Below are 17,259 nucleotides of genomic sequence, written 5' to 3'. Positions count from 1 at the left end.
GTTAGACTCCAGGCGCTCCGGAGCTCCCCCATGACTGCCGACGACGAAGCGACCCACGACCGCAGCGGCGACACCGTCGGCGGACGCTATCGCCTCGGCGCTCTGCTCGGCAGCGGCGGCATGGCGGACGTGTTCGCGGCCACCGACGAGGCTGGCAACCGGGTCGCGCTCAAGCTCCTGCACTCGGAGATGTCACGCCGGCGTGATCTCAAGGAGCGCTTCCTGCGCGAGGCGTACGTCGCAAACCGCATCGGACATCCTGGCATCGTCAAGATCCTGGGCCACGGCGACGGCAAGGACGTGTTCCTGGTGATCGAGCTGCTCGAAGGTGAACCCCTCAGCGCGCGCATCAAACAAGCCGGCGCCGTCACCGTCCGTGAGCTGATGCAGATCACCGATCAGATCCTCGACGCGCTCTCGGCCGCGCACGCGGCGTCGGTCGTGCACCGCGACATCAAGCCCGACAACATCTTCATCACGCGGGACGGCGTCGCCAAGATCCTCGATTTCGGCATCGCCCGCGTCCTCGACGACGTGCCGTCGGAGGTGAAGACCCGCACTGGCTTGGCGCTCGGCACGATCCCGTACATGGCACCCGAGCAGGCCCTCGGGCGGCGCGAGCAGCTCGACGGCCGCACCGATCTGTTTGCGCTCGGTGCACTCCTGTTTCGCGCTCTGGCCGGACGCCGGATCCACGAAGAGCCGAGCGAAGCCGAGCTGCTGGTCGCGATGGCCACGAAGCCGGCGCCCAAGCTGCTCGATCTGGCGCCGGCCGTGCCGGCGCCGGTCGCCGCGATCATCGATCGTGCGCTGGCGTTCAAGCGCGACGACCGCTACCCGGATGCAGCGACGATGCAGCGCGACGTGCGCGCGCTACTGGCAGGAAACGAGCCGCCTCATGCAATGGCACTGCTGGCGGGGAGCGTCGTTCAGGCCGGCGTCGGCTCGGCGTTCTTGGGGCCGGCGCCAAGTCCGAGCGCTCGTGCCGCTCAGGATGCAGCCACGGTCGTGACCGCGGCAGCAAAGGCCAGCGTCCCGCTCTCCGGCGGGCCACAAGACCTCGGCCCCCCGTCGTTCGGCGCACCACCCGCGGAGCCGTCGCCAGGCCCGCAATCATTTGGCGATCGCACCCTGGAGAGTGTGGGGGTTGACCAGGCTCGGCCTGCAGGTCCGAGCGCTGCGGCTGCTTCGTTCACTGCGCAGGCCAACTTCGAGGCCGCGGGCCCGATGTCCGCATCGCCCACTTCGCTGTCCTACCCAACGGGCGGCGTGACGCCGACGGCCCCGGTCGTGTCGGGCACCCGGGCCAAACGCTCTGGCACCGTGGTGGGCTTGCTCGCGCTCGGGGGCGGAGGCGTCGTCTTGCTCGGAGTCACGCTGACCGCGCTCTTGTTCTGGCAACCGTGGGAGACCGAGAGTGCAGCGGGCGGCCCGGGGGACGGGACCAGCATCGCGATCGCCAGCGCGGTGCCGAATGCACCCGGCGCCCCTGCCGTCACGGCGTTGCCTGGCTCGACCGGCGCCGCCGATCCCGCTGCCGAATCCGAAGCGAAGCCGGAGGGCGCGAGCACGCTCGCCGGCCCAACCGCGCCGCAGCCCCCGCAACCCAGCACCGCCGAACAACCCGGCACGGCACAACCCGCCGCCGCTGCAACCGTCAAGGCCCTCACCTCCCCTGGTGCGACGAGCAGAACGACGCCAGGTGCCACCGCGCCACCGGCCCCATCCCCAACCGGCGCGCCGTCACCGGCTGCAGCAACACCCGCGTCCCCGCCGCCCACCGGCGCGCCGTCACCGGCTGCACCTCCCGCCACTGCCGCACCGACCGCCACACAAGCCGCGCCCGGCGCCAGCTCCGGGTCAGACAAAGACAAAGACAAGGGCAAAGGCAAAGACAAAGACAAGGGCCAGAAGAAGGCCAAATGACGACCCGTGCGGCGCAAGGCGACGCGCCCGGCGGTCGCGCCTACTGTTATGCGTGCATGAAACCGTGCGTGACGTGCATCTGCGCACGAGTCCCGCGGGTGGCCAATCGCACGCCGGTCTGGGTCCTGCAGCACCCCCGGGAACGCCGACACGCGATCGGCACCGCACGACTCCTGCAGCTCGGTCTCGAGCAGCTACGACTCGACGTCACGTTCTTGTCGGGTGATCGCGGGCGAGCGCCGAGCGTTCCGCCTGGCGCGGCCCTGCTCTACCCATCGAGTGACGCGCGCGAGCTCGACTCGATGGCGCCCGAAGAGCGTCCCACTCAGCTGATCGTGCTCGACGGCACCTGGCACCACGCCCACACCATCGCGCGGGAGCTGGCCTGGCTCGACGACGTGCCGCGAGTGAAACTCCGCACGCTCGCCCCCAGCCGCTACCGGATCCGGCGGGAACCCCGCGCCGAGTGCCTCTCGACCGTCGAGGCGGTGGTCGCCGCGCTCCGCACCCTCGAGCCCGACACGCTGGGTTTCGACCAGCTGCTCTCCGCCTTCGACTCGATGATCGACGATCAGATCCGCTTCGTCGAAGCTCGCTCGGGGCCCCGCCGCGCCAAGCTCCGTCGGCGTCCGGGCGGTCCCGGGCTCGCTCACCTCATTGCCGAGCACTGGCGGAAGCTCTTGCTCGTGTACGTCGAGACCGTCCCCGCCCCGGCAGGGGAGCGCAGCCTCGTGCAGCTCGCGGCCTTCAGACCTGCGAGCGCCGAGCCCTTCGACCAGGTCGTGGGCGGGCCGACCCCGAGCGGGCTCTTTCACATGCAGCTGGCCGCGGCCGACTTCTCGGACGGGATCGATCTGCCGGAGCTGCACGCTCGCTGGAGAGATTTTCGCCGCCCGGACGACGTCGTGTGTGTCTGGAACAAGAGCACGCTGGACCTGCTCGACGCGATGAAGCTCGAGACCGCCGGCCTCTGCCTCAAGGCCATCTGGGCCGGCGCCGTCGAGCGCGCACCGGGCTCGCTCGAGAGTGTCGCGCTCCGCGCGCAGCTCTCAGCGCCGGCGGTCGGGGTGCGAGGCCGTGCCGCGCTCCGGCTCGGAAACGCCGCCGCTGTCGCCGCACGCCTGCGCGAGCGAGGCGTGAGCGAAGCTTGAAGCCCCTGGTCTTCGTCCCGCATCCGACGCCCCTCTCGGCGGGGCGACTGCTCGGTCGTCGCAAGCGTTTCTTCGCGGACGTTCGCCTGGACGACGGCAGCGAGGTCGTCGCGCACTGCGTGAACACCGGCAAGATGGAAGGCCTGCTCGTCGCCGGGCGCCGCGTGTACCTCTCGCCTGCGCGCCCGGGCCGCAAGCTCGCGTACACCTGGGAGCTGCTCGAGCTCGAGAGCGGCCTGCTCGGCGTCAATACCATCATGGCCAATCGACTGGTGCGCGCCACGCTCGAGGCCAAGGTCCTGCGCGGGCTCCGACGCTTCTCGGAGCTCAGGAGTGAGTACCCCTACGGCGACCGCTCGCGTGTCGACTTCTGGCTCGGGAGCCCGCGGCGTCAGCATTTCGTGGAGGTGAAGAACTGTCACCTCGTCTACCCCGATCGGCGCGCCTACTTCCCCGACGCGCGCTCGGAGCGCGGCACACGTCACCTCGGCGAGCTGACGAAGCTGGCGCGGGAAGGACACGCAGCAACCGTCATCTTCATTGTACAGCGCAGCGGCGCGCTGAGTGTTCGGCCGTCGGATCTTCATGACCCGGAGCTCGCAAGCGCTGCTCGGTGCGCCGCCAAGGCTGGCGTGCGCTTCCGCGCTCTCGCGATTCGGCCGACGCTCGCGGGTTACGCCGTCCTCGGCGAGCTGCCGGTGGACCTCGCGCCGTACGATCTGACTCCGCTCCGCGCATTCAGAGACCGGCCCGACGTCGCAGCTTCGGCTGAACCGAGCTCCGTCACCCGTGCGCGCTGAGCAGCATGGCGCGCGGATTGTGTTGCTCGATCGCCCGCGGGCGCCGGCCATGCACCTCCGGGCCTCGTGGGCAAGGGCAAGCAAGGCCGCAACCTGCCGGTCTGGACGCCCGTATTTCGCCCGATCCAGGGCTACCACGCGGCCGAGTCATCGCGGTACACTGCCGCGCATGGACCGTTTCCGGCGCTTCGACGAAGCCTACTATCATCGCTTCTACGAAGACCCGCGGACACGCGTGACCTCCGACGCCGAGCACGCGAGCCTGGCCGAGTTCGTCTTTGCATTCGCCCGTTACAACAAAATCGAGCTGAAGAGCGTGCTGGATATCGGCGCCGGTGTCGGTCACTGGAAGCGCTGGGTGGAAAAGAACGCCAAGGGAGTGGCCTACGTCGGTACCGAGGTGAGCCAGGCCATGTGCAAGAAGTATGGCTTTTCTCACCGCGACATCGCCCGCTGGCGGGATCGTAAGAAACACGATCTGATCGTGTGCCAGGGCGTGCTGCAGTATCTGCCGGACCCGGACGTGGCGCCGGCGGTGGCGAACATCGCCGCCATGAGCAAGGGCCTGGTCTATCTGGAGGTCACCACCCGGGTCGATCTGCGCGAGCGCTGTGATCAGGCACGCACCGACGCCGACATCCATATCCGCAATGGCTCCTACTACCGCGGCATCTTGAACAAACACTTCCTCAACGTCGGCTGCGGACTCTGGTGGAGCAAGGAGCGGGAGATCCCGTTCTTCGAGCTGGAGATCTCGGGCTGAGACATGGCTGAGGGTCGCGGGCCGCTGCGGGCGATTCTGCCCATCGTGCTGGTGGGTTTGTCCCTGCTCGGCATGTACAACGTGTTCGCCGACAACGCCGAGGTGCGACAGCTGGCCGAAAGCCTGGCCAAGTCACCGAAGGACACTCAGCCCAGACTGACGCGGGAGTCGAAGAACCCCATCGGCCAGAGCTTCGATTTTCAGGTTGCCGATCGCGGCATCGTCAACGTCGACTGCCGGCGTTCGTACTATTTCCTGGGCGCCTGGACGTGCAAGGTCGTCGGCGGAGCCGCAGCCAGCGCTCCGGCGGCGAGCAGCTCGGCCCGCTGAGACCGCGGGGGCGAGTCGCACTCCCGCTCAGACTTTGACGGCGATCCCCAGGTGCTGGCGGATGAGGGCGTATTCGGCGCTGATGCTGAACGCCCGCAGCTCGGCCACTTGCTGCTCCTTGCTCGGGCCGCCGGGCAGCGGATAACGCCCCGTCAGCTCGATGGCGCGCGCGATGTCCCCACAGGCGACGAGTCCGGCGCGGCTGGCCGCAGCGTGCACGCCATTCACGTAGCGGGCCACGCGCGTTCGCAGGCGGCGTTTCTCCAGCGCGTTCGCTGCTTCGCTCAGCGCCTCGAGCTCTTCGTCGTCCAGGATCTCGGCCAGACCGTCGGCAACCACCGCAGCGTCACCCTCCGCCTCCTCGACCCCGGTCACGGCGAGGCTTCCGAGCAAGAGTGTCGCGACGTCGCGCGCGGTCGGATAAAAAACGACGATCGAGTGCTCAGGGCGGAGATAGACCAGGACCCGCGCCCACAAGAACGCGAGCTCGGGCAGCTCGAGCCCGCTCGCCACGCCGCGGCTCGCGGCCGCGGTCGGCTCGAGCAACGGAAGCGGCGACAGCTCACCCGGCACCTCCGGCAACACGTGCACCGCCGGCACTTCCTGCCCCAGCAACCGCGCGGTCCAGGCCAAGCTGCGAGCCAGCGTGGTCGTGCCGTTCGGGTTCTGCAGCGTGCTCTCGGAGACCTTTGGTGTGAGCCGGTCGCGCTCGAGCGAGGAGAACCTCAGCTGCCGCGCGGCGGGCTGGACCAGAGACAGGAGTCGCTCGAGCGGTTCATCCCGGCTGGGCATGAGCCGCTCCCATTCGTCGTCACCGACCACACCGCGAGCGGCGATCAGACCCTCGGGGCGATGCGTGTCGGCGAGCAACGACTCGTTGATGTCGGCGTCACCGAGCTGGTCGATCACACAGGCGGCGTTCCAGGCTGAGTCGGCCTCGCCGGTCTTTTCGAAACACCAGAGCGCCCGACGAAAGACCGCCACGTCCTCGCTGGCCGCGGCCGCCGTCGCGCGAAACACCGTCGCGGCGCTCGCCACGTCTCCGGTCGCTTCGTAGAGCTCCGAGAGCCAGAACGAAAGCTCGACGTCCGCGCGGTTCCGGCTCGCCGCGCGCTCGAACGCCGAGATGGCGCCGGTCACGTCGTCGAGCTCGTCGCGGTACAACATGCCAAGCTTCTTCCCGAGATCCCAGCCGACACGGTCGTCTTTGATGCGCTCGATCAGGCGCTCGTACAGCTCGGCGAGCTCGCGCCAGCGGCGCCGCGAGCCGAGGGCCAGGGCGGCGATCTCCAGCGCCTCGAACAGACCGGGATCGGCGTCGAGGGTCGCCCGCGCCAGCTCGAGTGCGTCGCCGCCCCCGGGCAGGTGGGCGGCGGCCGCCTGGGCTGCCGCCAGGAGCACCTTCGCCCGCTTCGGTGCGTCGTCCAGCCAGTGCGCGGCCAGGCGCAGCCGCACCGCGTTGGCGCCCGCGTGACGCCCGGCATGGCTGAGCGCATCCACCAAGCGGCCCAACCCGGTCGTGTCCTCGGCGAGCTTCGCCCAGCTCTCGAGCGCGGGAATGGCCTTGGCCGGCTCCTTCGCCTTCGCCTCCCACAACTCCGCAATTGCGGACAGCTCCTTCACCTTCGCTTCGACGTCGCTGCGAGCATCGAGGCGGCGCCGCAGCAGTCGCTCGAGTCGGGCGAAATCCCGCTGCGTTTCCAGCAGCCCGCTGGCACGCGCGAATGCGTCGTGGTGCAGCGGCTCGATGCCGAGCGCCTTGTCGTAGTTGTGAATGGCCTCCGCCGCCTTGCCCAGTGCCTCCTTCGCCTTGCCGATGCGGAAGTACAGCTCCGCGCGCTCGGGCGCGTGCCCCAGCAGCAAGAGCGCGCGCTTGTAGTGGTCGATGGCCTCGGCGTGGTGGCCTTCACTCGCCGATTTCGCGCCGCTCTTCCACGCCTCCTCGACCGCTGGCGTGCGTGCGCCGGGTGGAATCGAGGGACGCACGCTCTGGCGCGCCGTGGGCCTCGCACTCTGCCGCGACGGCGGACCCGACTCGAGGCCTCCCACCACGACACTCTGCTGCACGAGCACCGGGAACTCACCGCGCCCGGCGAACCAACCTGCGGCGGTGATCTCGTGAAAACGCTCCTCGTCCGCTCGCATGTCTTCGTACAGGGCGTCGGCGGTCACACGCCCGACGCGCGAGAGGCGTCCGCGCGCCTGGTCGAGCGCCGCCAGAAAGGCCCGCGCAAACGCCGAGGTCGCCCCGGCTTCGTCCTCCTCCGGACGGGCGCCGATCAACAGGCCAATGCCGCTCTCGCGCGGCTCGACTGCCGCGCGAATCGCGTCGATGAGCGTGGCCGACAGGGTCGGGTCATCAGGATCCGCCGCGTGTTTTGCGTCCAGCACCAACAGGGTCTCGTCGGCCTCCGCCGCCAGCGTGCTGCGCAACTCGGCGAGCGCCAGGCGATTGCCACCGGTCAACTCGATGGCGGGCCCGTCGTCGGACAGCGAGATCTCCGACGACACGAAGACCAGCGTTGGACCCGTGTTGCCGCGTTCGCGCAAGAGCGACGCCACGCGCTCACCCAGTCGACCGCGCGCTTCGACGACCTCGACCCGGTACCCCGCATCCGGCTCCGCCAACCGCTCGACCAGGCGATCGGCCAACAGCGAGACACGGCGCGCGGTTGCTGAGGCCTTGGCGATGAACGGGACGACAACGAGGGCGAGGCGCATTCGGCGAGCCGGAACAATTATCGCGCCTGGCCTCGCTGCGCTCGAAAAAAGCGCGTCGGGAGCCAAGCTCGTTCAGTTCGAGCGGCGCGCGCGCTGTAATGCTCCGGTCCATGGCTCAGCTGCCTCGCACGGTCTTTGCCCCGGGTTTGGCGAGCGTGAGGCGCCCCCGGCGAGAGCCCGCCCGAAGGTCGAAGCCTGAGCCGCCGCTCCGCTCGCGTCACCGCAACGTGACCAGCTCTTCAGCGCCCGTCGGGTGAATGGCGACCGTGCGGTCGAAGTCGGCCTTGGTTGCGCCCATGCGCACCGCCACGGCAAAACCTTGGATCATCTCGTCGGCGCCGATGCCGATCACGTGGACTCCCACGACGCGCTGTTCGGGGCCCACGGTCACGAGCTTCACGACGCTGGCGCTCCGACGGGCGGTGACCGCGTGATACAGACTGGTGAACCTCGACGCGTGGATGCGGACCGCGTCACCCCAGCGCTCCCGGGCCTCGTCTTCGGTGAGCCCGACGGTACCGATGGGCGGATGACTGAAGACCACACTCGGGATGTTCTCGTAGTCGAGCTTCGCGTCCGGCTGACCGCCAAAGACACGATCGGCGAGGCGACGTCCGGCCGCGATGGCAACCGGTGTCAGCGGCCACTTGCCGGTGACGTCACCCACCGCGTAGATGTGCTCGGCCGAAGTGTTCTGAAGATCGTCGACCTCGATCTGGCCCCGCTCGTCGGTGTCGACGCCCGCCGTATCCAGGCCCAGCGTCTCGGTGTTCGGTTCACGCCCGATGGCCCAGATCAGCGTATCCAGGCCCGAGAGCTCCTCACCCGTGCTGCCAACGAGGGACAGCGTGCCCGCGCTCGCCTTCTCGATGCGCTCGAGGTGAATACAGCTCATCACGTTGATGCCCTGCGCCGTCATCTCGTGCATCAGCGTCTCGCGCAACGCGACGTCGAAGCGCCGCAAGAGCTGCTTGTGGCGGAGCAAGAGCGTCACCTCCGACCCGAGCGAAGCCAGCACCCCCGCCAGCTCGACGGCGATGTAACCAGCGCCAACGATGGCGACGCGCTCCGGTCGCTCTTCGAGCGCAAAAAAACCGTCGGAGGTGATGCCGTGCTCGGCGCCCGGGAGGTTCGGCACACTCGGTCGGCCGCCGGTGGCAATCAGCACGTGCGCCGCGGTGTGGCGCTCGCCGGCGACCTCGACCGTCCGCGGGCTCACGAAGCGCGCAAGACCCGTGACCCGTGTCACCGCCGAGCCCTCCAGGTTGCGGGCGTAGATGCCGTTGAGCCGCTCGACGTAGGCGTCGCGTCGGAGCTTGAGCCGTGCCCAGTCGAACGCCGAAGCCGTGACGTCGAAGCCGTAGCCTTCGGCATCTCTCAGCGACTCGGCCAGGCTGGCGGCGTGCCACATGATCTTCTTGGGCACACAGCCAAGGTTCACGCAGGTGCCCCCCAGGCGACCGCTCTCGATCAACGCCACGCGCGCGCCGTGCTCCGCCGCGCGCCGGGCCGACGCAATGCCACCGCTGCCACCGCCAATCACCAGGTAATCCCAGGCTTTCATTTTCGCTCCACACTTCGTCGTTTACCCGCTGAGCGTAGTACTGCGATCTCGATCCCGGGAGTGAAAGACCGTGTATGCTCGGCGCCGTGACGTCGCGCATCCGTCTTGGCGTCGCGCTCTCCGAGGTCGGGCGGCGCGCAAAACGTCGGGGCGAGCACGCCGAGGGACCAACCCGGGCCGAGCTCGATGCGTTTTGCACGGAGCTGTCCCTGGCGACGCGGCTCGAGATCGTGCCGTACGCCGCGCCTCGCTACGACCGACTGCTGCATCGCCTGAAGGCCGGCGAGGTGGAGCTGGGCTGGCTCTCCCCCGTGGTGGCCTTGGCGGCGTTGCGCTCCGAGATCGATCCCGTCGTGCTGCCCGAGCGCGGGGGCAGCGCGTGGTACTGGTCAGCGCTGTTCGTGCGCGCCGACTCACCGCTGCACTCGGTCACCAACCTGCACCAGGCCCGCGCGGTCTGGGTCGATGAGGGCAGCGCAGCGGGTTATCTCGTGATGCGCGCCGCGCTTCACGCCGAGGGCTTCGATGTCGAGACGGGGTTCGCCAGCCAGAGCTTCGCGCGCACCCACGACGCGGTGGTCCGCGAGGTGCTCGCCGATCCGGGAGCGGTCGGCGCCACGTACCTTCACCTCGATGATACCGGCGCCGTTGCTGGCGCGGGCTGGGGCGCGGCCGAGGTCGAGGTGTTGAAGCGGGCGGGGCCCATTCCGTCGGACGTGCTCGCGGCCTCGTCGACGCTCGACAAGAGCTGTATCGCACGGATCCAGGCAGCGCTGTGTGAGTCCCCCGGGCCCGCGCTGCTCGAGGCGGGACAGTCGCTGTTTCACGCGCGGGGTTTTGTGGCCGCGGACGCGGCTCAGCTCGCCCACCTGCGGGCGCTCGAGCGCTATCTGATCCGGAGCGACAGCTATACGCCCCGCTGAGGAGAACTGGGAGTGAGCTACCGCGAGCCGACCGAAGCGCTGCGAGCCGAGCTCGAGCACGCGACCAGCGAGCTCGAGTCGGCCCGAGCGGTGGCAAAACGCGCGGAGCAGAAGCTGGCGCGAGCCGAGACGGCGCTCAGTGCGCTGCGGGCCGGCGCGTCGCCCCTCGAGGAACAGGGCAACGCAGCCGCGCGGGCCGCGCAGATCATCGCGCTCTTGTCGTGGATGGCATCGGTGATCCTGGTGATGCAAGATCACGACGCAGCGGGCGGCTACGTCGCGGCGGCGGCAGCAGCCCTCGCGGCGTTCGGCCCGCTGGTGGCGTGGGCTTCGACCGGCCAGACGCTGATGGGGGTCGGCGCGGTGGTAGGAAAAATTCTGGTGGCGATCTTCGTCGCCGCCTGGATCACCTCCCGCCGGCACGGCCTGGACGACTCCTGGAAGGTGCTCTTCTGGGTCGGCCCCGCCACGCTGGTACTGCTCGCGGTGGCGGAGTGCGCCCTCCTGATCCGGAGCGACCCGTCTCGCTGAGCGTCGGGCAACCCGGGATTTTGCCGGGCAAAAGCCGGCCATTTGCAATCTTGCACAAACCGTCTACGTTCCGCGTGCCCTTTGGGGAGCCCTCGGGTTCTTGCAAGGCGGTTCGGGGCGTAGCGCAGCCTGGATAGCGCACCAGACTGGGGGTCTGGGGGTCGGGGGTTCAAATCCCCCCGCCCCGACCATTTGGGGTTGGAATTTTTGTTCTCGTCACGACGACTGTGGCGCCTTGCGCCTGTTCCGCGCGCTTGAAACAGTTGGCGCCGGGTCCGGCCGGTTTTGTAGTCTGGTCTCTGTTCCAGCACGTGATCTGATCGTGCCAAGACCCGGGGTGTGAGTCCGGACGGCCTGCGGCCGTCGCCAAGCAGGTGCGGGAGCGTGGGCGGGTCACTGGGGAGGGCTCTAGCCGCCCGCGTTCAGCATGCGTACCTTCGCCGAGCTCGTGAGGTTCGCTCCGACACTCTGCGCACTCTGGCTCACCAGCGCCTGCACGCCCACCGAAGCGCGGGCCCCGCAGACGCGCGCCGCAGCCCCATCGGAGCTGCACGTGTTTGCAGAGGGGCCGTGCCCGAAGCTGTCGGTGCAGGCAGCGGGCCGTCGGCGCTTCTTGGTCTACGGTGATCACGGACGAGTGCTGGCGGGCTGGCTCCCGGGCGACCGGCTCGCGACGGCCGAGACCCTCGCCGAGCTGCGCGGCGGCAAGGCATTCCGGCGCGCCTCGTTGCTGGACGGGTTACCCACGGACGCGCGCGGCTACGTGCAAGGCGAGCTCGCTCTCGGCGGCAGCGCGGACGAACCCTGGCTCGTGCGCACGACGGTGCGCTACAGCTTGAAGAAGCGCGGTCCGCTGTTCGAGCGTACGCCGAGCGGATATCGCTTCGACGCAGGCTGGCGCGCCAGCACCGAACCCGTGACGGTCCCGAGCTCCGCGCGGGCATTGCCCGACCTGCCGAGTCGAGAGCTGTGCACCGACGAGCTCGATTTCGTGCCGCTGACGTGGACCACGACTCCGGAGGGAGGGCTGGTCGTGGCGGGGCGCTGCGACGACGAGCGGGCGGCCAACTACAGCGTGACGAACCTGGTCGTTGCGCTGGGCGCACCCGGGGCGAAGCACTGGCGCGCAACGCTGCTGCCGGGCGGGGAGACACTCTCGGGCATCGTCAACCTGAGCCTCGCCGCCGCGAGCGAACACGAGATCTACGCCACGGCCTACGAACCGTTCAAGGAGCCCGGCGAACGTCTGGCCTACCTGGCTCGCTTCGACGGCAAGGTCTGGACACGCGTGGAGACGAAGCTCAGCGACGGCTTGATGTCCGTCGCCACCGACGGTCACGGCACGCTGTGGCTGGCAGGTGGGCGAGCGCTGTATCGCGACGCGGAGCGCGTCCCGCTCCCTGCATTACGTTTCTCCAAGCCGGCGGGTCCCGTACACGTGCACACGGTCCGCTACCTCGATGGCGAGCTGTGGGTCGAGGCGAGCTACCAGGTCCGCCTGCCCGAACAGCGCGGCGCGCACTGGGCCAGCGTGCTCTTCAGCTCACGACGCCCTGACACGACATTGTACTGCGATGCCAGCGAGAACGCGGAGAGCGCTCTGTACGAGGCGAGCCCATGAGATTGCGCTGGCTCCTGGCCCTTTGGCTCGCGCCGAGCGCGGCCCTCGCACACCCACCGCGCTACGCGGTCTGCCACGAGGAGCGTCGCGTCGAGCGTTCGAAGCCCGTGCAGCGTGCTCGGGATGCCGATGACTGGACTCCCCTCGCCCGTCGGCGACCGCCGCGGCTCGAGCAGATCCGGCTCGAGGTCTTCGACGTCGCGGAGGTCGCTCCGATGCCTTCCCGACGTGCGGCTCGACCTCGACCGGCGACAGCCCCCGACGAGCCTCCGCGGGTGGCACTCGAGAGCCGCAACAGCTTCTTCTGCATCGGTGTGCCCCGCGGCGCAGCGGGGATCTTGCGCACGATCGGCGCCGCTCCGGGCACGCGTTTCTACGGCCGTCCGCACACGGACTCGTGGCGACAGGACAACATGCTCGCGGCGGGCTACCTCTCGCTCACCCAGGCCGTGCCGCTCTTGCACCGCGAGCTCGATCGGCCGTTGCCCGCGGGGGTCGAGGCGTGGGAGCACGGTGAACGCCGCCGCACTCGACACGCCGCGGCGCGCGCCCTGGCCGACCTGGGCAGCGTAGCGTCCGCCCCGCGGGTGCTGGCGCTCCTGCGCACGCTCGAGCGCGACGGATTCAACCTCTGGCGAGACACCCTCGACAGCCTGTCGCGCCTCGATCCCGCGCTGGCTCAGAAGTACGCACAGGAGTTGATCGAGCGCGGGCTCGACAAACCCGAGCTGCACTCCGAGAACGTCACGCTGTACCGAGATCTGCTGCCGCTCCTGGTCACACCGAATCCAGAAGCACTGGCGCTGCTCCGCCGCGCCTCGAGCAAGATCACCAAGGACAGCGTGGCCGTGGCCCACGGCGCCAGCGGCTGCGAGCTCCTCGCAGCTCGCGTGCGGCTGGGCGACGCCGAGCTCACGCGGGAGCTGCGCGGCGAGCTCAACACCGCGTCCCTCGACACCCAGCGTGGCGTCGAGTGTTACAGCAAGCTGATGCCGGCGCTCTATCCCGGCGCGGACGCTTCCGAGCTCGACGTGTGGATGCACCGCCATCGCTACGACGAGCTCCTGGACTGGCTGATCGCGACCCGCTCGGCGCCCGCGGCGCCGGCGAAGAAGCGCCTGCTCGCCTGGCTCATCAAGCGCACGAAGGAGCCGGACGTGGCGGGCGACCGCACGCGCAACGACTACCAGCCGGAGAAACGCGCCAAACATCTGGCGGCGCTCGCGGCCCTCGGCGACCGCACGGCGAAGAAACAGCTCGACGCCTGGGTCGCCGATGCAAAAGACGACGGCACCGCGCCCTGGGTCGCCGTCTTCTACATGCTGCGGCTCGAGCTGCCCGGCGCGGCGGAGCTCGCGGTGACGCGGCTACGCATGGCGCGACAGCAGCACATGCGGCGCTATTCGCGGGATGCGTGGCCTCGCTTCGGGGCCCATGTCGTCACTGAACACGGACGCGTCGTGCAAGAGCTCGCGGCGCGCGGGGACGAGCGCTGGGTGCTCGGCCTGCTGGACCGGGAGGGATTCACGCGCGAGCTGAGTGTGTACCTGCTGGCGAAACAAAAACCCGCCGGGGCCTGCGGCATCGTCGGCGAAGCGGCCCACGACGCCACCGACGACGCGGTGGACGAGGCGTTCTGGGCGCTCAGCGTGCTCGGTGATCGCTGTCGAGGCACGATGCAGAAGCTCGTGTCCGACGCCGCAGAGTCGCCCCACGTGCGCGGCATGGCCAACGAACACCTGGCGATGTTGCGCGACCCGAACGTGCCGCGAAACGACGCCAGCTTGGCGAAGGACCGGCGCCTCCACGCCGCCCTCCAGCGCTCGAAGATCATCTACCGCGCACCGGAGTGAGCGCCCGGCACCGCACCAACCTTCGCCGTTCCTCCGCGTTTCCGTCGGTTACCGGCGAGCGACATGACGGAAGCGACGGCGGATGAGCGAAGTAGCCAAGACAGCCGGCGCTTCCGCCTGAAGCGGGCGTGCCGCTCGACTCGCTGCACCCGAGCGCGAGCGCCGCGGAGGAAACCAGTCCGGCGAGCATCGGCATCCAGCCCACACCCGCTCCCATCACTTCTTGTGCAGTAGGTCCCACATCGAAGGGTACACGCAACCTGGGAGGATCCGAACGATGCGGTAGGGCTGGTAGAGTTCTCCAGAGTTGCTCTCGGTGTAATCGACGAACCCGAGCCAGAGTTCGTCGTTGTAGCTTGCCGATCCCAAATGGCGGAAGTCGAGGATCTTCTGCCCGTTCTCGATCAGCTCGAAGCTCGAGAGGTTCTCGACGTTCACGCTTGTTGCTTGTGCGAAACGCACGCTCTCCAAGAACAACGGGCCCGAGGCGCCGACCCACCACCCCTCGGGCCGATCTTGGATCGTCAGCCAGTCCTTCTCCTCGTTGGCGCCCTGGTACTGTGTGGGCTTTACCAGGACGACGTCTCCGCTCGCCGCAAGAGCAGAGTCGATTCGCTGAACCACGACCATCGCCTCTGAGCCGCCGCCGGCAAGACTCCACGCGACCAGGGCGCCTCCGGGCACGCCGCGCACCGCATTGAACGCCACGCTCACCGCCCCGCCCAGGTCGCCCTGCACCGGCAGTATCGTCCCCCCGAGCGCCTCGGTGCCGGTGACAGGCGAGCCGTCGCGTGTGTGTGCACTAACCCAGGGCACTTTCTCGAACCGACCGCTGACCGCGAACGACACTCCGCTCACAGCATCGGTCGAGAGGTTGAGGTCGGGCAGCACGCCGGCGGACACGCCGAAGTACGACGGAGGCAGCAACAGCTCCCCCGCCTCGCTGATCCGGCTCACCTCCAGACCGCTCGAGCCCCACAGGTGAAGGGCGAACGCCTCGCCGTCCCAGGCGACATGCGGGATTGGAACGCTCCCGCTGTACAGCGGCACGAATTTCTCCGGCTTCGAACCCGTCAGATCGACCATCAACGCGCCGGTCGTGAGGGTCGTCCCCTCGACCAGCGCTCCCGCGGCGCAGAGCATGCCGCTCGGCGCCCGCGCGACCACACCGCCGAAGTTGGGAAAGACCCGGTGACCGAGCGCCTGGCCCGTGCTCGGGTCGAAGCTACTGATGACGAGGCGCAGGCCGGTCGCTTCTCCGCCGGTGCCATCGGTGATCCAGCCGTTCCAGGCGAAGTGAAGCCCATCGCCATCGCGCCACAGCGTCTCCCGCTCCATCTGCCCCACCGACCCCGGCACGAACTTCACTGCCCCCGTCGGGACCATGTCGGAGACAACACGGATCTCCATGCACCCGGCGCCGGCTGCGCTTCCGCCCGCCCCCGCCCCCGCACCGCCGCCGGTCGCGCCCATGCCCCCGGTGCCGGCGCTTCCGCCTGAAGCGGGCGTGCCGCTCGACTCGCTGCACCCGAGCGCGAGCGCCGCGGAGGAAACCAGTCCGGCGAGCATCGGCATCCAGCCCACACCCGCTCCCATCACTTCTTGTGCAGTAGGTCCCACATCGAAGGGTACACGCAACCTGGGAGGATCCGAACGATGCGGTAGGGCTGGTAGAGTTCTCCAGAGTTGCTCTCGGTGTAATCGACGAACCCGAGCCAGAGTTCGTCGTTGTAGCTTGCCGATCCCAAATGGCGGAAGTCGAGGATCTTCTGCCCGTTCTCGATCAGCTCGAAGCTCGAGAGGTTCTCGACCGTGAGACCGCTGGCCGCGTTGAACCGCAGGCCTTCCAGGAACGTTTTTCCAGACGCGCCAATCCACCAGCCACCCGCGGTCTGTTGAATCGTCACCCAGCGCTTGGTCGTGTCGGCCCCCAGGTATTGCGTGGGTTTCACCCGCACGGCGTCGCCTTGGGCGTTCAACGAGGAGTCCACCCTCTGGACCACGACCATCGCGTCCGGGTTGCTCCCCGCCAGGCTCCACGCAACGATCGCGCCACCCGGTACCCCCCGCACAGCGTTGAAACCCACTCCGGTCGCCGTGCCCAGGTCGCCTTGAACAGGTAGGATCTTGCCGCCCAACGCCTCCGTCCCGGGCACTGGCTTGCCGTCGCGCGTGTGGGCTGCGATCCACGGCACATCCTGGAAGAGACCGCTGACCGCGAACGACACTCCGCTCACAGCATCGGTCGAGAGGTTGAGGTCGGGCAGCACGCCGGCGGACACGCCGAAGTACGACGGAGGCAGCAACAGCTCCCCCGCCTCGCTGATCCGGCTCACCTCCAGGCCGGTCGAGCCCCACAGGTGAAGGGCGAACGCCTCGCCGTCCCAGGCGACATGCGGGATTGGAACGCTCCCGCTGTACAGCGGCACGAATTTCTCCGGCTTCGAACCCGTCAGATCGACCATCAACGCGCCGGTCGTGAGGGTCGTCCCCTCGACCAGCGCTCCCGCGGCGCAGAGCATGCCGCTCGGCGCCCGCGCGACCACACCGCCGAAGTTGGGAAAGATCCGGTGACCGAGCGCCTGGCCCGTGCTCGGGTCGAAGCTACTGATGACGAGGCGCAGGCCGGTCGCTTCTCCGCCGGTGCCATCGGTGATCCAGCCGTTCCAGGCGAAGTGAAGCCCATCGCCATCGCGCCACAGCGTCTCCCGCTCCATCTGCCCCACCGACCCCGGCACGAACTTCACTGCCCCCGTCGGGACCATGTCGGAGACAACACGGATCTCCATGCACCCGGCGCCGGCTGCGCTTCCGCCCGCCCCCGCCCCCGCACCGCCGCCGGTCGCGCCCATGCCCCCGGTGCCGGCGCTTCCGCCGGATGCGGGCGTGCTGCTCGACTCGCTGCACCCGAGCGCGAGCGCCGCGGAGGAAACCAGTCCGGCGAGCATGACCGCGAAGCTGCGCTCTCGAAATTGCATGGCGAGTGCCCGATGTGTGGGAGTGTACGCGCCGGAGTGAAAGCGCGCCACTCGCGCTACTCCGTTGTTGAGAAAAAAAAAAAACGCGTACCGTCGTC

Annotated in this window: 13 protein-coding genes and 1 tRNA gene; 10 read left to right on the top strand and 4 right to left on the bottom strand. The window is 69.0% G+C overall.

Annotation, left to right across the window (positions count from 1 at the left end):
* Positions 1-30: 30 nt before the first annotated feature.
* The 5 genes from IPI67_41940 to IPI67_41920 all read left to right on the top strand — a co-directional run bounded on the left by IPI67_41940 (position 31) and on the right by IPI67_41920 (position 4,970).
* Complete coding sequence (locus IPI67_41940; protein MBK7586736.1) at positions 31-1,926, top strand: protein kinase; 1,896 nt, start codon at positions 31-33, stop codon at positions 1,924-1,926.
* Complete coding sequence (locus tag IPI67_41935; protein ID MBK7586735.1) at positions 1,923-3,077, top strand: DTW domain-containing protein; 1,155 nt, start codon at positions 1,923-1,925, stop codon at positions 3,075-3,077. The genes IPI67_41940 and IPI67_41935 overlap by 4 nt, the downstream gene beginning before the upstream one ends.
* The gene (sfsA, locus tag IPI67_41930; GenBank protein ID MBK7586734.1) at positions 3,074-3,877 is read left to right on the top strand and encodes a DNA/RNA nuclease SfsA; all 804 of its coding nucleotides are present in this window, start codon (positions 3,074-3,076) and stop codon (positions 3,875-3,877) included. The genes IPI67_41935 and sfsA overlap by 4 nt, the downstream gene beginning before the upstream one ends.
* Before the next feature lie 169 nt (positions 3,878-4,046).
* Positions 4,047-4,640: a class I SAM-dependent methyltransferase gene (locus tag IPI67_41925; GenBank protein MBK7586733.1), complete on the top strand. Its 594-nt coding sequence runs from the start codon at positions 4,047-4,049 to the stop codon at positions 4,638-4,640.
* Between the two features lie 3 nt (positions 4,641-4,643).
* A complete protein-coding gene (locus tag IPI67_41920; protein ID MBK7586732.1) occupies positions 4,644-4,970 on the top strand; it encodes a hypothetical protein in 327 nt (108 codons plus the stop codon).
* A gap of 27 nt (positions 4,971-4,997) precedes the next feature.
* Here IPI67_41920 and IPI67_41915 read toward each other — a convergent pair whose 3' ends face one another.
* Positions 4,998-7,691: a tetratricopeptide repeat protein gene (locus IPI67_41915; protein ID MBK7586731.1), complete on the bottom strand. Its 2,694-nt coding sequence runs from the start codon at positions 7,689-7,691 to the stop codon at positions 4,998-5,000.
* 217 nt (positions 7,692-7,908) lie between these two features.
* A complete protein-coding gene (gene gorA / locus IPI67_41910; GenBank protein MBK7586730.1) occupies positions 7,909-9,255 on the bottom strand; it encodes a glutathione-disulfide reductase in 1,347 nt (448 codons plus the stop codon).
* An 86-nt stretch (positions 9,256-9,341) separates the two neighbouring features.
* On the opposite strand from gorA, the gene IPI67_41905 reads away from it, so the two are divergent.
* From IPI67_41905 to IPI67_41885, 5 genes are all read left to right on the top strand, one after another.
* Positions 9,342-10,178, top strand: coding sequence for a PhnD/SsuA/transferrin family substrate-binding protein (locus IPI67_41905; GenBank protein ID MBK7586729.1), 837 nt, complete (start codon positions 9,342-9,344; stop codon positions 10,176-10,178).
* A gap of 12 nt (positions 10,179-10,190) precedes the next feature.
* Positions 10,191-10,709: a hypothetical protein gene (locus IPI67_41900; GenBank protein ID MBK7586728.1), complete on the top strand. Its 519-nt coding sequence runs from the start codon at positions 10,191-10,193 to the stop codon at positions 10,707-10,709.
* Between the two features lie 113 nt (positions 10,710-10,822).
* Positions 10,823-10,900: transfer RNA gene (locus tag IPI67_41895), tRNA-Pro, on the top strand.
* A gap of 236 nt (positions 10,901-11,136) precedes the next feature.
* Positions 11,137-12,330, top strand: a complete 1,194-nt coding sequence (locus tag IPI67_41890) for a hypothetical protein (protein MBK7586727.1) — start codon at positions 11,137-11,139, stop codon at positions 12,328-12,330.
* Positions 12,327-14,183, top strand: coding sequence for a hypothetical protein (locus IPI67_41885; protein MBK7586726.1), 1,857 nt, complete (start codon positions 12,327-12,329; stop codon positions 14,181-14,183). The genes IPI67_41890 and IPI67_41885 overlap by 4 nt, the downstream gene beginning before the upstream one ends.
* Before the next feature lie 216 nt (positions 14,184-14,399).
* On the opposite strand, the gene IPI67_41880 is transcribed toward IPI67_41885, so the two are convergent.
* Complete coding sequence (locus IPI67_41880) at positions 14,400-15,782, bottom strand: hypothetical protein (GenBank protein ID MBK7586725.1); 1,383 nt, start codon at positions 15,780-15,782, stop codon at positions 14,400-14,402.
* Positions 15,779-17,161 (bottom strand): hypothetical protein, encoded by a 1,383-nt coding sequence (locus IPI67_41875; GenBank protein MBK7586724.1) that lies wholly within the window; start codon positions 17,159-17,161, stop codon positions 15,779-15,781. The genes IPI67_41880 and IPI67_41875 overlap by 4 nt, the downstream gene beginning before the upstream one ends.
* Positions 17,162-17,259 lie beyond the last annotated feature (98 nt).

This window comes from Myxococcales bacterium (assembly GCA_016706225.1).
Taxonomy (GTDB): Bacteria; Myxococcota_A; Polyangia; order Polyangiales; family Polyangiaceae; genus JADJKB01.
Note: the sequence above shows the minus strand (reverse complement) of the source record. Positions and strands in the feature narration are given on the sequence as shown.